At 70.4% G+C, this 14,023-nt stretch carries 14 protein-coding genes and 1 tRNA gene; 11 read left to right on the top strand and 4 right to left on the bottom strand.

Annotated elements, in window-relative coordinates:
* The first annotated feature begins 1 nt into the window (after position 1).
* Positions 2-454 (top strand): DUF4383 domain-containing protein, encoded by a 453-nt coding sequence (locus tag AC507J_RS05645; protein WP_496287988.1) that lies wholly within the window; start codon positions 2-4, stop codon positions 452-454.
* Positions 455-607: 153 nt separating this feature from the next.
* A complete protein-coding gene (locus AC507J_RS05640) occupies positions 608-1,087 on the top strand; it encodes a DUF4383 domain-containing protein (RefSeq protein WP_496287987.1) in 480 nt (159 codons plus the stop codon).
* Between the two features lie 45 nt (positions 1,088-1,132).
* On the opposite strand, the gene AC507J_RS05635 is transcribed toward AC507J_RS05640, so the two are convergent.
* Both AC507J_RS05635 and AC507J_RS05630 read right to left on the bottom strand, forming a co-directional pair.
* Positions 1,133-1,819, bottom strand: a complete 687-nt coding sequence (locus AC507J_RS05635) for a TetR family transcriptional regulator (protein WP_496287986.1) — start codon at positions 1,817-1,819, stop codon at positions 1,133-1,135.
* Positions 1,820-1,931: 112 nt separating this feature from the next.
* Positions 1,932-2,894 carry an acyl-CoA desaturase gene (locus tag AC507J_RS05630; RefSeq protein ID WP_496287985.1) on the bottom strand — a complete coding sequence of 321 codons (963 nt, stop codon included), beginning with the start codon at positions 2,892-2,894 and terminating at the stop codon, positions 1,932-1,934.
* A gap of 132 nt (positions 2,895-3,026) precedes the next feature.
* On the opposite strand from AC507J_RS05630, the gene AC507J_RS05625 reads away from it, so the two are divergent.
* The 9 genes from AC507J_RS05625 (at position 3,027) to cysN (ending at position 11,705) form a co-directional block, all read left to right on the top strand.
* The gene (locus AC507J_RS05625) at positions 3,027-3,878 is read left to right on the top strand and encodes a helix-turn-helix domain-containing protein (RefSeq protein ID WP_496287984.1); all 852 of its coding nucleotides are present in this window, start codon (positions 3,027-3,029) and stop codon (positions 3,876-3,878) included.
* Between the two features lie 46 nt (positions 3,879-3,924).
* Positions 3,925-3,995 (top strand) — tRNA-Gln (locus AC507J_RS05620).
* Between the two features lie 73 nt (positions 3,996-4,068).
* Positions 4,069-5,595: a bifunctional UDP-N-acetylglucosamine diphosphorylase/glucosamine-1-phosphate N-acetyltransferase GlmU gene (glmU, locus tag AC507J_RS05615; protein WP_496287983.1), complete on the top strand. Its 1,527-nt coding sequence runs from the start codon at positions 4,069-4,071 to the stop codon at positions 5,593-5,595.
* 61 nt (positions 5,596-5,656) lie between these two features.
* Positions 5,657-6,637 (top strand): ribose-phosphate diphosphokinase, encoded by a 981-nt coding sequence (locus tag AC507J_RS05610; protein WP_496287982.1) that lies wholly within the window; start codon positions 5,657-5,659, stop codon positions 6,635-6,637.
* 283 nt (positions 6,638-6,920) lie between these two features.
* Positions 6,921-7,628 (top strand): 50S ribosomal protein L25/general stress protein Ctc, encoded by a 708-nt coding sequence (locus AC507J_RS05605; RefSeq protein WP_496287981.1) that lies wholly within the window; start codon positions 6,921-6,923, stop codon positions 7,626-7,628.
* Positions 7,629-7,884: 256 nt separating this feature from the next.
* Positions 7,885-8,475: an aminoacyl-tRNA hydrolase gene (gene pth / locus AC507J_RS05600; protein WP_496287980.1), complete on the top strand. Its 591-nt coding sequence runs from the start codon at positions 7,885-7,887 to the stop codon at positions 8,473-8,475.
* A 107-nt stretch (positions 8,476-8,582) separates the two neighbouring features.
* Positions 8,583-9,416 (top strand): inositol monophosphatase family protein, encoded by an 834-nt coding sequence (locus AC507J_RS05595; protein ID WP_496287979.1) that lies wholly within the window; start codon positions 8,583-8,585, stop codon positions 9,414-9,416.
* A 73-nt stretch (positions 9,417-9,489) separates the two neighbouring features.
* A complete protein-coding gene (gene cysD, locus AC507J_RS05590) occupies positions 9,490-10,401 on the top strand; it encodes a sulfate adenylyltransferase subunit CysD (protein ID WP_496287978.1) in 912 nt (303 codons plus the stop codon).
* Entirely contained in the window at positions 10,401-11,705 is a 1,305-nt protein-coding gene (cysN, locus tag AC507J_RS05585; protein ID WP_496287977.1) for a sulfate adenylyltransferase subunit CysN, read from the top strand. The genes cysD and cysN overlap by 1 nt, the downstream gene beginning before the upstream one ends.
* Before the next feature lie 149 nt (positions 11,706-11,854).
* Here the strand turns inward: cysN and galK are convergent, their stop codons facing one another.
* Both galK and galE read right to left on the bottom strand, forming a co-directional pair.
* Positions 11,855-13,024, bottom strand: a complete 1,170-nt coding sequence (gene galK / locus AC507J_RS05580; RefSeq protein ID WP_496287976.1) for a galactokinase — start codon at positions 13,022-13,024, stop codon at positions 11,855-11,857.
* On the bottom strand, positions 13,021-14,004 hold the full coding sequence (gene galE / locus AC507J_RS05575; protein WP_496287975.1) for a UDP-glucose 4-epimerase GalE: 984 nt from the start codon (positions 14,002-14,004) through the stop codon (positions 13,021-13,023). Before galE ends, galK begins: the two co-directional genes overlap by 4 nt.
* Between the last annotated feature and the right edge of the window lie 19 nt (positions 14,005-14,023).

Genomic DNA, 14,023 nt, shown 5'->3' with positions numbered 1-14,023 from the left:
CATGCATACCCCCGTCAACCACCCCGCGCAGCCGATCTACCGGGCGATCGGCGGGCTGACCGGTCTGTACCTGGTGGTCTTCGGTGTGCTCGGCTTCTTCGTCAGCAGTGGCGAGCCCTTCCTCGGCCGGGGCGACACCCAGGTCCTGGGACAGGGCACGAACCTCGGCTTCTCCCTGTTGAGCGTCGTCCTGGGCGCCATCGTGCTGGCCGGCACGGTGATCGGCCGCAACCTCGACGTGCTGATCAACCAGTGGACGGCGTACCTGATCATGGTGGTCAGCCTGGCCGGGCTCGCCTTCATCCGGACCGAGGCCAACATCTTCAACCTCAGCGTCGCCACGGTCATCGTGCTGATGGTTGCCAGCCTGGTGCTGCTGCTGGCCGGCATGTACGGCAAGGTCGGCAGCGACGAGGAGCACGAGGCGTGGAAGAAGGCCCGGCTCGTCCTCTGAAGGGTTCTGCGCCGGTTGGGTTTTCGCCGGAGCCCGACCCGCTCCGGGTGGTCAGGCTTGATCCCTGCGCTGGTCGGGCTCCGGCGAAAACCCGTCACGGCTCCGCGTCGTGCGGGACAATTGTGGTGATTGTTCCTGTTGCGTGGAGGAGCCATGCCGCACTTCCCGGTGAACCACCCCGCGCGGCCCATCTACCGGGCACTTGCCGGCCTGGTCGGGCTCTACATCCTCGTCTTCGGCGTCTGGGGCACCGTACTGACCTGGGGTGAGCCGCTGTTCGCCCGGGACGGCAGCTGGGCCCTCGGGCTCCGGACCAACCTGGCCTTCTCGCTGGTCTCCGTGCTCTTCGGGGCCGTGCTCATCGTCGGCGCCTCCCGACGCGGCAACCTCGGCCACTACATGAACCTGACCGCCGGAGTCGTCTTCCTGGTCACCAGCATCCTGATGATGTCGGTGCTACAGACCAGCGCCAACTTCCTGAACTTCTCCATGTCCACGGTGATCGTCTCGATGGTCTTCGGCCTGATCCTGCTCGGCACCGGGGTGTACGACAAAGTCGGCCCGGACGAGCACGCCGAGGCGGAACGGAACCGCCGCTACCACCCGGTGGCCGAGATCCACCGCCACCGCTGACCGACGGGGATGCTGCTCGCCTGCCCCACCGATCCGCCCCGCCGGTCAACGACCGCTGGTGATCAGCCCCGGCTTCGCCTCCAGGTGCGACAGCCCGTTCCAGGAGAGGTTCACCAGATGCGCCGCCACCGTCTCCTTGCGCGGCTTGCGGACCTCCAGCCACCAGCGGCCGGTCAGCGCGACCATGCCCACCAGCGCCTGCGCGTACAACTCGGCCAGCTTCGGCTCGTACCCCCGGCTGGAGAACTCCGCGCCCAGGATGTGCTCCACCTGGTGCGCGACATCGTTCATCACGCTGCTGAAGTTGCCGGTGGCGGAGAGCACGGGCGACTCCCGCACCAGCACCCGGAAGCCGCTCGTCTCCTCCTCGATGTAGCCGAGCAGGGCCAACGCCGCCTGCTCCAGCAACTCGCGTGGATGGCCCGCGGTCAGCGCCGTGGTGATCCGGTCCAGCAGGGACCGGACCTCCCGGTCCACCACCACCGCGTAGAGCCCCTCCTTGCCGCCGAAGTGCTCGTAGACCACCGGCTTCGACACCTTGGCCCGGGACGCCACCTCCTCGATGGAGGTGGCGTCGAAGCCCCGCTCGGCGAAGATCTGCCGACCGATCGCGATCAGTTGCTCGCGACGCTGGGCCGCTGACATGCGTACCCGACTGGTCGGCTTGGCCGTTGCGGCGGGAACCGCGCGTCGGCGGCCCTTGCCGCCCTCGCCGCTGGGATTCTCGGCCACCTGGTCACCTCGCTGGCGCTCGGTGACGCCCTGTCGGGGGATCCTGCCTGCGTTCTGCCCGGTCACCTGAACATACTGCCAGGTAACTTGCCGGCGGGCGGCCCGCTTATCCTCACGCTGTCGCCTGGCCCGCCGGCTTCGCCAGCTTTGCCGCGATCCGTTCCGGCTTCGGCCAGCGGACGTCCCAGGCCGCGCCAGCCTTCTCGAACAGCCAGATCACCCGCGCGGAGATGTCGATCTGGCCGCGCAGCACCCCGTGCCGGGCGCTTGTCGGATCGGCGTGGTGCAGGTTGTGCCAGCTCTCCCCGAAGGAGATCAGGGCCAACGGCCAGAAGTTCGATGCCCGGTCGCCGTGGCGCATCATGAACGGCCGCTCACCGTACACGTGGCAGACCGAATTGATCGACCAGGTCACGTGGTGCAGCAGCGAGATGCGGACCAGGCCGGCCCAGAAGAGCGCGGTCAGCGCACCCTGCCAGGACCAGGTCAGCAGCCCGCCCATCAGCGCCGGGCCGAGCACCGAGGCGACCACCAGCAGTGGGAACATCCGCTGGATCCGCCGGATGTCCGGGTCGGCCAGCAGGTCCGGGGCGAAGCGTTCCCGGTTCGACAACTCGCGGCCGAACAGCCAGCCGACGTGCGCGTGGAACAGTCCCTTGATCAGCCCGCGCAGGTTGGTGCCGAAGCGCCACGGCGAGTGCGGGTCCCCCTCCAGATCCGAGAAGGCGTGGTGGCGGCGGTGGTCGGCGACCCACTGGATGATGTCACCCTGCACGGCGACCGAGCCGGAGACGGCCAGCGCGATGCGCAGCCACCGCTTGGCCTTGAACGAGCCGTGGGTGAAGTAGCGGTGGTAGCCGACGGTGATGCCCAGGCCCGCCAGCACGTACCAGAAGGCGGCGATGCCCACGTCGACCCAGCTCAACCAGCCACCCCAGGCAACTGGCACGGCGGCGATCAGCGCGACGAACGGGATCACCACGAAGGCCCACAACGCGATCAGGATGCCGCGGGACTGGGTGCCCTCGGTGAGGGGTTTCGGACCGGTCGGGTGGTCGATGAGAGCGGTGGACATGTCACCTCGCAGGGGACGGTGGAACGTGAAACTACGGCTACGTCACCGTAACTTAAGGCTCCGGTAGATCGCATCAGACAGCGACGAGAAGCTATGCCAGGACCGTCGTACCCTGCTCCTAAGCTGCGCCGCATGACCGACCCTGACGCCAGCGAGGTGCGTCGGCTCCGCACTGCGGAGCAACTCTCGATCCGCGAGATCCAGGCCCGCACCGGACTCGGGCGCAACCAGGTCCAGGCGTTCCTGCGCGGCGTCCCGCCACCCGAGCGGACCCGGCGCCCCAACGCCAAGGACGACCTGCGCGCCGAGGCGGTGCGACTCCGCTCGACCGGGCTTTCCGTGCCGGAGATCGCGCGCCAGTTGGCGGTGAGCAGATCGACGGCGTACCTCTGGCTGCGCCACCTCCCACTCGACCGGGACGCGGAGGAGGAACGGCAGCGCCGCCGCGCCCACTCGAAGGCCATGACCGACGCGCAGTGGGGCGAGCATCGACGGGTGCGCGACGCGGCCCGGGCGACGACGGTCGAGGCCACGGCGGCTTGGGTCAAGGACCTGCGCTACCGCGAACTGGTGCTGGTCGGGGCGGCGCTCTACTGGGCCGAGGGCACCAAGGCCAAGCCGTGGCGGCCGCACGACTGCCGGGTCCGGTTCGTCAACAGCGACCCGGCGCTGATCGGGCTGTTCGTTCGGTTCGTGGAGGCCCTGGGCGAGCGCCGGGAGCGGCTGCGTTATCGCGTCGCGATCCACGAGAACGCGGACGCCGAGGAGGCGGTCGTCTGGTGGGCCGAGCGGATCGGTGTGTCCGTCGAGGCGTTTCAGCCCACCACGTTGAAGCGGCACCGTCCCACGAGTGTCCGACACAACACCGGTGAGACGTATCGGGGCTGCCTGAGCGTCGAGGTGCCACGGTCGCGGCGGCTGTATTGGAAGATCGAGGGGATCATGAAGGGTATGAGTGATGGTGTCGCGGGCGCGGGACGCTAAGGTGTAGGGGTCGGCTAGCTACTAGCTTTCTGCCCGTTTTAGACCATCCCGGGTCGTCTAATGGCAGGACGTCAGGTTTTGGTCCTGATTGTAGGGGTTCGAGTCCTCTCCCGGGAGCTTCCGCTGATCGACGGCTGATGTCTGGTTAGCATGGCCGCGAGAGTGTCCGTGTTTCGACGGGAGCCACGTCGTGTCCGAGCCCCACCCCCGCACCGTCGTCGTGCTTGCCGCCGGTGAGGGCAAGCGGATGAAGTCCTCATTGCCCAAGGTGCTGCATCCGCTGCTCGGCCGGACCCTGGTCGGCCACGTGCTGGGCGCGGCCGAGCCGCTGGCGGCGCAGCACACGATGGTGGTGGTCGGGCACGAAGCGGATCAGGTCCGGGCGCATCTGGCCGAGGTCGCTCCGGAGGCGACGGCGGTGTTCCAGGCCGAGCAGCTCGGCACCGGACACGCGGTGCGGATCGCGCTGGAGGCGGCGCCCGAGGCGGCCGGCACCGTGGTGGTGCTCAACGGTGACGTGCCGCTGTTGCGGCCGGAGACGGTAAGTGCGCTGGTCGCGGCGCACGAGGGCGAGGGCGCGGCGGCGACCGTGCTGGCCGCGCAGGTGCCGGATCCGACCGGACTCGGCCGCATCGTGCGGGACGCCGGGGGCCGGCTGCGGCAGATCGTCGAGCAGCGCGACGCCAGCCCCGAGCAGTTGGCGATCCGGGAGATCAACGCGGGCATCTACGCGTTCGACGCGGCGCGGTTGCGGGACGTGCTGGGCAAGCTCTCCACGGACAACGACCAGGGCGAGGAGTACCTGACCGACGTGTTCGGGCTGCTGGTCTCCGCCGGTGAGCCGGTGGCCGTGCACCTGGCGGAGGACCACACCGAGACGCTCGGCTGCAACGACCGGGTGGAGTTGGCGGCGCTGCGTCGGCTGCTGCGGGACCGGGTCAACGAGCGTTGGATGCGCGCCGGGGTGAGCCTGCTTGATCCGGAGACGACCTGGATCGACGTGACGGTGGCGCTCGACCGGGACGCGGTGGTGGACCAGAACACCCAGCTGCGCGGCGGTTCGGTGGTCGGCAGCGGTGCGGTGGTGGGGCCGGACGTGACGCTCATCGACACGGTGGTGCACGCCGGCGCGACGGTGCTGCGTAGTCACGCGGTGGGCGCCGAGGTCGGTCCGGGCGCCAGCGTCGGACCGTACGCGTACCTGCGGCCGGACGCGCGGCTGGCGGAGAAGTCGAAGGTCGGCACGTTCGTCGAGGTGAAGAACTCCGAGGTGGGTGCGGGCGCCAAGGTGCCGCACCTGTCGTACGTCGGCGACGCGACCATCGGGGCGCGGGCGAACATCGGCGCGGCGACGATCTTCGTGAACTACGACGGGGTGAACAAGCACCGCACCGTGGTCGGCGAGGCGGCCTTCGTGGGCTGTGACACGAGTCTGATCGCGCCGGTCGAGGTGGGCGCGGGGGCGTACGTGGCGGCGGGTAGTGCGATCGCCAAGGACGTGCCGCCCGGCGCGCTCGGGGTGACCCGGGCGCCGCAGCGCAACATCGACGGCTGGGTGGCGCATCGGCGACCGGGCACGCGTTCGGCCGAGGCGGCGCAGCGGGCGGCGCAGAGTGCGTCGACCGGGGGCTCGGCCGCAAGCGAAGGTGAGGCAATCCACGGCACCGCCGAGTCAGTGGGCCCGGCGACGCAGGCGGGAGATACTGCAACCGAATAGTCCCCGGCAGACCACCACCGTGGGCCGGGTACCACCGACCAAAACGGGAGCAGACGGGCCCATGGGCAGCATCGTCGCCGAAAACCGCAAGAGCCTGATGCTCTTCTCCGGACGTGGCTTTCCGGAGCTGGCCAGGGAGATCGGCGAGGTGCTCGGCGTCGCGCCGACGCCGGCCGACGCGTACGAGTTCGCCAACGGTGAGATCTTCGTACGGTTCAAGGACTCGGTACGTGGTTCGGACGCCTTCGTGGTGCAGTCCGTCACGCACGGGGTGAACACGTGGGTCATGGAGACCCTGATCATGATCGATGCGTTGAAGCGCGGTTCGGCCAAGCGGATCACGGTCGTCCTGCCGTTCTATCCGTACTCGCGGCAGGACAAGAAGCACCGCGGCCGGGAGCCGATCTCGGCCCGGCTGATCGCGGACCTGTTGAAGACCGCGGGGGCGAACCGGATCCTCACCGTGGATCTGCACACCGCGCAGATCCAGGGCTTCTTCGACGGCCCGGTGGACCACCTCTTCGCGATGGACATCCTGGCCGAGTACGTGCAGCGCAGGTACGCGGGCCGGCCGATGACCGTGGTCGCCCCGGATTCGGGTCGGGTGCGGGTGGCGGAGCGGTGGACGGACCGGCTGGGCGGTTGCCCGCTGGCGTTCATCCACAAGACGCGGGATCCGCTGAAGCCGAACCAGGTGGTGGCGAACCGGGTGGTCGGTGAGGTGGAGGGTCGGGTCTGCCTGATCGTCGACGACATGATCGACACGGGTGGCACGATCTGCAAGGCGGCGGACATCCTGAAGGAGTCGGGTGCGGCGGACGTGATCGTGGCGTCCACCCACGCTCTGCTCTCCGACCCGGCCACCGAGCGGTTGAAGAACAGCCCGATCAGCGAGGTGGTGGTGACCAACACCCTCCCGCTGCCGCCGGAGAAGCAGCTCGACAAGCTCACCGTGCTCTCCATCGCGCCGCTGCTGGCCCGGGCCATCCGAGAGGTGTTCGACGACGGTTCGGTGACCACCCTTTTCGGCGGGCTGAGCTGAGCTGAGGGTTGCGGCATCCGGGCGGGTCGACCTGCGTGGTCGGTCCGTCCGGGGCGTCGCGGCGGGCAGGTGCGGGGACTGCCGGAAAGCCGGGAAGTCGCTCGGGTAGACTGGTGCGGTTGCCACGGCGAGGGTGCCCTGCGGGCCGCTGAAAAGCGCCGCACGGAGGCACCGTGATCGACGCGGTGCTCCGGGCAGTCTGCTGACGCATGAGCCCCTGCGAGCCCCCCGCCCAGCACCGCCAGACGACAAGCTGCCGCAGCGAAGCATCAGGAGTTTCCCCGTGTCCGAGGTAAAGATCAGCGCCGAGCCCCGCACCGAGTTCGGCAAGGGTGGTGCCCGTCGTACCCGCCGGGCCGGCAAGGTGCCCGCCGTGCTGTACGGCCATGGCGAGAAGCCGAAGCACATCGCCCTGCCGGCCCGCGAGTTCGCGGCGGCCATCCGCAAGGGCGGCGCCAACCAGCTCTTCGCGATCGAGGTCAGCGACGGCACCCAGGCGCTGGCGCTGCCGAAGGCGATCCAGCGTGACCCGATCAAGGACACCTTCGAGCACGTCGACCTGTTGCTGGTCCGTCGGGGCGAGAAGGTCACCGTCGACGTGCCGGTCCAGCTGACCGGCGAGGCGGCGCGGGACACGCTTATCGTGCACGACCACGACACCCTCTCGGTGACCGCCGACGCGACCAAGGTGCCGGACCACCTGGAGGCGTCGATCGAGGGCGCCGAGGCGGGTGTCCAGGTCACCGCCGGTGACGTCGAGTTGCCTTCCGGTGTCGAGCTGGCCGCCGACCCGGAGCTGCCGGTCGCCACGGTCACCGCCGCGCCGACCGCCGAGCAGCTCGAGGCGACGCTGCCCGAGGTCGAGACCGCCGACGAGGAGGCCGAGGCCGGCGTCGGCGAGGGGACCGCAGAGTCCGCCGAGGGCGCCGAGGCTGGCGAGCCGGCCGCCGCGGGTGGCGAGGAGACCGCCGAGGCGCGGACCGAGGCCTGAGCGGTCCAACAGCTGTGCGACAGGCGTCCCCGGTTGCCGGGGGCGCCTGTCGGCGTATCGGAGTAAGAGCGACCGGCAATAGGGCGGTGGAGGCGAGGCGGGTCCTGGCCGAGGGTGGCAAGGCGGAGGAGGAGGTCATGCCGGTGTTGCATGGCCGACGACGACAACGCCACCAGCCGATGTGCCAGGGCTCGCCGCAGCCCCGCCAGTCCTATTGCCGGTCGCTCTACGGCGGCGGTAGCGGAGGGGACGAAGGGTGACGGACGAGACCGGGCCGTGGCTGGTGGTCGGCCTGGGTAATCCGGGTCGGGAGTACGCCGGCAACCGGCACAACGTCGGGTTCATGGTGGCCGACCTGCTGGCCGGTCGAGTGGGCGCGAAGTTCGGTCGGTACAAGCGGGCGATGGCGGATGTCGCCGAGGGGCGGCTCGGCTTCGGTGGCCCGAAGCTTGTGCTGCTCAAGCCGTTGACGTACATGAACCTTTCCGGCGGGCCGGTGGCGAGCCTGGCCCAGTTCTTCCGGGTGCCGCCGGCTCAGGTGATCGCGGTGCACGACGAACTGGACATCGCGTACGGCCAGGTGCGGGTGAAGTGCGGCGGGGGCGAGGGCGGGCACAACGGCCTGCGGTCGATGTCGAAGTCGCTGGGTACGAAGGACTACGTACGGGTGCGGTTCGGGATCGGCCGGCCGCCGGGTCGGCAGGATCCCGCCGACTATGTGCTGTCGGACTTCGGCGCGGTGGAGCGCAAGGAGTTGGATTTTCTGGTGGATCGGGCCGCGGACGTGGTGGAGTCCGTGGTCACCCGGGGTGTGGAGCCGACGCAGAACCTCTATCACGGCGGGTGACGGGTCGGTCGCCGGCCGGTCGGGCCGGTAGTCTGCGGGTTCGGCGGCCGGGCGGGGTCGGCTGCTCGGCGTACGCGGATCGTGGCGAGGCGACGGGAGCGCAGAGCATGAGCAGTCCACCGATGGCCGACGGTGCCTTCGCGCGGTGGTTGGCGGACCGGGCCGGTCAGGCGCTGGTGGGTCTGCGGGCGGAGTTGGGGTTCGCCGACGCCGGTGCCTTGAAGTCGGCGGGGGACAAGGTCTCGCACGACCTGATCCGGACCGAGCTGGCCCGGTGGCGCCCGGGTGACGCGGTGCTCTCCGAGGAGGACGAGGGTTCCCGGCTGGCGTGGGCGGCCGAGGTGAGCACCACGACGGTTTCCCGGTTGACCGCCGACCGGGTGTGGATCATCGATCCGTTGGACGGCACCCGGGAGTTCGGCGAGGAGGGGCGCGCGGACTGGGCGGTGCATGTCGCGCTCTGGGCGCGTAACGCGCCGACGCCGCACGGCCTGGTCGCGGGCGCGGTCGGGTTGCCGGTGCGGCACCGGGTGCTCGGCACGGACCAGCCGCCGGCGTACCCCCCGATGCGGTCGGCGGCGGTGCCGGCCGGCGGTGCCCAGCGGCTCCGGTTGGCGGCCAGCCGGAGCCGGCCGCCGGTGTTCCTGACCGATTTTGCCGAGGATGTCGGTGCGGAGTTGGTGCCGATGGGTTCGGCCGGGGTGAAGATCGCGGCGGTGATCACCGGAGAGGTGGACGCCTACGTCCACGCGGGCGGGCAGTACGAGTGGGATTCGGCCGCGCCGGTGGCTGTGGCGACGGCCACCGGATTGCATGCTTCCCGGATCGACGGTTCTGCGCTGGAATACAACCAGGCGGATCCGCGCCTGCCTGATCTGCTGGTGTGCCGTAAGGATCTCGCCAGCCGGTTACTTGCAGCGTTGCAGCGGCATTGCGGGTAGCCTGGCGCTACTTCCTGACATGTCCGACCGGAAAGGTCTGGAAACGGATGAGCGAGCGAATCGAGTCGCTGTCATGACCGTCACCCCCGCCTACCAGGTCACGCACCTCGACGCGTTGGAGGCGGAGAGCATCTTCGTGATGCGTGAGGTGGTTGCCGAGATGGAGCGGCCGGTGCTGCTCTTCTCCGGCGGCAAGGACTCGATCGTCATGCTCCGGCTGGCCCAGAAGGCGTTCGCGCCGGCTCAGATCCCGTTCCCGGTGATGCACGTCGACACCGGCCACAACTTCCCCGAGGTGCTGGACTACCGGGATCGCCGGGTGGCCGAGCTGGGCCTGCAACTGGTGGTGGCGAGCGTGCCGGAGGCGCTGGCCAGCGGGTTGGTGCGGGAGTCGGCGGACGGCATGCGTAACCGGATCCAGACGCCGGTGCTGCTCGACGCGGTGGAGAAGCACCGCTTCGACGCGCTCTTCGGCGGTGCCCGCCGGGACGAGGAGAAGGCCCGGGCCAAGGAGCGGGTGTTCAGCTTCCGGGACGAGTTCGGCCAGTGGGATCCGAAGAACCAGCGGCCGGAGCTGTGGTCGCTCTACAACGGCCGGCATCACCCGGGCGAGTCAATCCGGGTCTTCCCGTTGTCGAACTGGACCGAGCTGGACGTCTGGCACTACATCGCCCGGGAGCGGATCGACCTGCCGTCGATCTACTTCGCGCACGAGCGTGAGGTGATCGAGCGGGACGGGATGCTCTACGCGGTAAACGAGTTCCTGCCGGCCCGCGCCGGTGAGGAGCGGTTCAAGGCCCGGGTGCGGTACCGCACGGTGGGCGACGCCTCCTGCACGGCGGCGGTCCGCTCCGACGCCGACACGGTCGAGAAGGTCATCGAGGAGGTCGCCGCGACCCGGATCACCGAGCGCGGGGCGACCCGGGGCGACGACCGGGTCAGCGAGGCCGCCATGGAGGACCGCAAGCGGGAGGGCTACTTCTGATGACGACCGAGACGTTCGCGCCGGCCGGTGCCGAGACGGCTGGTCGGCCGATGGACCTGCTGCGCTTCGCGACCGCGGGCAGCGTGGACGACGGCAAGTCGACCCTGATCGGTCGGCTGCTGTACGACACGAAGTCGCTCTTCACCGACCAGTTGGCCGCGGTGGAGGCGGTCAGCGCGGCCCGGGGCGACGAATACACCAACCTGGCGCTGCTCACCGACGGCCTGCGGGCCGAGCGGGAGCAGGGCATCACCATCGACGTGGCGTACCGCTACTTCGCCACGCCCCGGCGCAAGTTCATCATCGCGGACACCCCCGGGCACATCCAGTACACCCGGAACATGGTCACCGGTGCCTCCACCGCCGACCTGGCGCTGATCCTGGTGGACGCGCGCAAGGGCCTGGTCGAGCAGTCCCGCCGGCACGCCTTCCTCTGCTCGTTGTTGCGGGTGCCGCACCTGGTGCTCTGCGTCAACAAGATGGATCTCGTGGACTTCTCGCAGGAGGTCTTCGAGCGGATCGCCGACGAGTTCACCGCGTTTGCCGCGAAACTGGACGTGCCGGACCTGACCGTGGTGCCGATCTCCGCGTTGCAGGGCGACAACATCGTCACCCGCTCGCCGAACATGCCCTGGTACGAGGGGCCGGCGCTGCTGCACCACCTGGAGCGCGTACACATCGCCAGCGACCGGAACCTGGTCGACGTCCGCTTCCCGGTGCAGTACGTGATCCGCCCGCAGTCGACCACGGTCACCGACTATCGGGGCTACGCCGGCCAGGTGGCCTCCGGGGTACTCAAGCCGGGCGACGAGGTGATGGTGCTGCCGTCGGGCTTCACCAGCCGGATCAAGTCGGTGGAGACCGCCGACGGGCCGGTCGCGGAGGCGTTCCCGCCGATGTCGGTGACGGTACGGCTGACGGACGAGATCGACATCTCCCGGGGCGACATGATCTGCCGGCCGAACAATGCGCCGGCGGTCGCCCAGGACATCGAGGCGATGGTCTGCTGGATGGACGAGACCCGTCCGTTGCAGGTCGGCGGCAAGTACGCGATCAAGCACACCACCCGGGTGGCGCGGGCGATCGTCCGTGACCTGCACTACCGCCTCGACATCAACTCGCTGCACCGCGAGGATTCCGCGACCGAGCTGCGGCTCAACGAGATCGGTCGGGTCCGGCTGCGCACCACCGTCCCGCTGCTGGCCGACGAGTACCGCCGCAACCGCACCACCGGCGGCTTCGTCATCATCGACGAGACCACCAACCGCACCGTCGCCGCCGGAATGATCGTCGAAGCCGCCTGATCGACCTCTCTCCTTCGCGATCTTGCACTTTCGGTCGCCTTTTTGTCGCTCCCCGGGGCATTTGTCCCGACCGAAACTGCAAGATCGCCGGGCCGGGGTGGGGCGGGCCGGGGCGGGGTGGGGCGGTGGGGTGGGGCGGTGGGGTGGGGTTAGTTGAGGTGGGTGGTGCCGGGGGCGGGGGTGACGGTGGTGTGGGTGGGTGCGGTGAAGGCGCGGTCGGCGTACGCGGCCGTGACGGCGGCGGCCACCAGGTCGGCCTGGTCCGCCTCGATCAGGGCCAGTACGCAGCCGCCGAAACCGCCGCCGGTCATCCGGGCACCGAGCGCCCCGGCGGCGAGCGCGGCCTCGACGGCGGTGTCGACCTCGGGCACGGTGATGGCGAAGTCGTCCCGCATGGAGGCGTGCGAGGCGGTGAGCAGCGCGCCGATCCGGCGGGGCTGTCCGGCACGGAGCAGGGCGACGGTGTCCAGCACCCGCTGGTTCTCGGTGACCACGTGCCGGACGCGGCGACGGGTCTCGTCGTCGGTGAGCCGGGCGAGCGCGTCGTCGAGCTGCTCCGCCGGTACGTCCCGCAGTGCGGTCACGCCGAGCAGCTTCGCTGCCTGCTCGCAGGAGGCGCGGCGGGCCGCGTACTCGCCGTCGGCGTGGCGGTGCGGGGCCCGGCTGTCGATCACCAGCACGGCCAGCCCGGCGGGGTCCAGGTCGAACGGGATGTGTTCCACCTGCTCGGTGCGGCAGTCGAGGAAGAGGGCGTGCCCGGCCCGGCAGCGGATCGCCGCCGACTGGTCCATGATCCCGGTGGGCGCGCCGACGTAGTGGTTCTCGGCCCGCTGGGCCAGCCGGGGCTGGTGCTCGGCGGGCAGGTCGAGCCCGCCGAGGTCGACAAGCGCGGCCAGCACGGCGGCCTCCAGCGCGGCGGAGGAGGAGAGCCCGGCACCGAGCGGTACGTCGGAGGCGATGGCCAGTCGGGCGCCCGGCACCGGGTGACCCGCCGTGCGTAGCGCCCACACCACCCCGGCCACGTACGCCGCCCAGCCGGTGACCCGGCCGGGGGCGGCCACCTCGGCGACGCCGAAGTCGACCGTCTCACCGGTCAGCTCGGACCAGACCGTCCAGTCGTCGGTGGGCCGGGGCGTTGCGGCGACGACGGTGCGCTGCGGCAGCGCGAACGGCAGCACGAAGCCGTCGTTGTAGTCGGTGTGCTCGCCGATCAGGTTGACCCGGCCGGGAGCCGCCCAGCGGCCGGCGGGCGGTTCGCCGTACATCTGCCGGAAGCCTGCGGTGGCGCGGTCGGCGACCTCGCGGGGACGGCCGGTCACGGCTGACCCAGCCGGTGGGTGCGGTAGAAGGCCCAGGCGTCGGTGACGATGTCGGGCAGGGTCGGCTTGTCTGGTTCCCAGCCGAGTTCGGCGCGGGCCAGCGCGGCGGAGGCGACCAGCTCGGCCGGGTCGCCCTCGCGGCGAGGTGCCACCTCGACCGGCACCGGATGGCCGGTGACCTCGCGGACCACCTCGACCACCTGCCGGTTGGTGAAGCCGTTGCCGTTGCCGAGGTTGTAGATGCGGTGCTGCCCGGCGGTGGCCGCGTCGAGGGCGAGCAGGTGGGCGCGGGCCAGGTCGGCGACGTGGATGTAGTCGCGGACGCAGGTGCCGTCGGCGGTGGGGTAGTCGTCGCCGAAGAGTTGCAGCTTCTCCCGCCGCCCGGCGGCCACCTCCAACGCGATCGGGATGAGGTGGGTCTCCGGGTCGTGCCGTTCACCGAGGGCGGTGTCGCCGTCGAGGTACGCCCCGGCGACGTTGAAGTAGCGCAGCGAGACGGCGGCCAGGCCGTGACCGATCGCCTCGGAGGTGAGCGCCAGGTCGACGGCGAGCTTGGTCGCGCCGTAGGTGTTGGTCGGGGCCTTGGCTGCGGTTTCCGGGATGGGCAGCTCGCTGGGGTTGCCGTAGACCGCGGCGGTGGAGGAGAAGACCAGTCGGGGTACGCCGGCGACGCGGACCGCGTCGAGCAGCGCCAACGAGCCGACGGTGTTGTTGTGCCAGTACCGCTCCGGGGCGACCATGGACTCCCCGGCGGCGATCAGCGCGGCGAAGTGCAGCACGCCGTCGAAACCGGACTGCGGGGTGAGCACCCGGGCCGCGTCGTGGAGACCGACCTCGACGTGGGTGGCGTCGGGGGCGAGCGCCTCCCGGTGGCCGGTGCGCAGATCGTCCAGGACGACCACCTCGTGGCCGGCATCGAGGAGCATCCGGGTCACCACGCTGCCGATGAAGCCGGCGCCGCCGGTGACGAGCAGTTTCACGTCGTCTCCTTCCGCCCGA

Source organism: Micromonospora sp. PRAS1, assembly GCF_059553435.1.
Note: the sequence above shows the minus strand (reverse complement) of the source record. Positions and strands in the feature narration are given on the sequence as shown.

Coding starts and splice junctions, on each gene's coding strand:
- AC507J_RS05645 (WP_496287988.1), top strand. CDS start 2: ATGCATACCCCCGTCAACCACCCCGCGCAGCCGATCTACCGGGCGATC.
- AC507J_RS05640 (WP_496287987.1), top strand. CDS start 608: ATGCCGCACTTCCCGGTGAACCACCCCGCGCGGCCCATCTACCGGGCA.
- AC507J_RS05630 (WP_496287985.1), bottom strand. CDS start 2,894: ATGTCCACCGCTCTCATCGACCACCCGACCGGTCCGAAACCCCTCACC.
- AC507J_RS05625 (WP_496287984.1), top strand. CDS start 3,027: ATGACCGACCCTGACGCCAGCGAGGTGCGTCGGCTCCGCACTGCGGAG.
- AC507J_RS05610 (WP_496287982.1), top strand. CDS start 5,657: ATGGGCAGCATCGTCGCCGAAAACCGCAAGAGCCTGATGCTCTTCTCC.
- AC507J_RS05595 (WP_496287979.1), top strand. CDS start 8,583: ATGAGCAGTCCACCGATGGCCGACGGTGCCTTCGCGCGGTGGTTGGCG.
- cysD (WP_496287978.1), top strand. CDS start 9,490: ATGACCGTCACCCCCGCCTACCAGGTCACGCACCTCGACGCGTTGGAG.
- cysN (WP_496287977.1), top strand. CDS start 10,401: ATGACGACCGAGACGTTCGCGCCGGCCGGTGCCGAGACGGCTGGTCGG.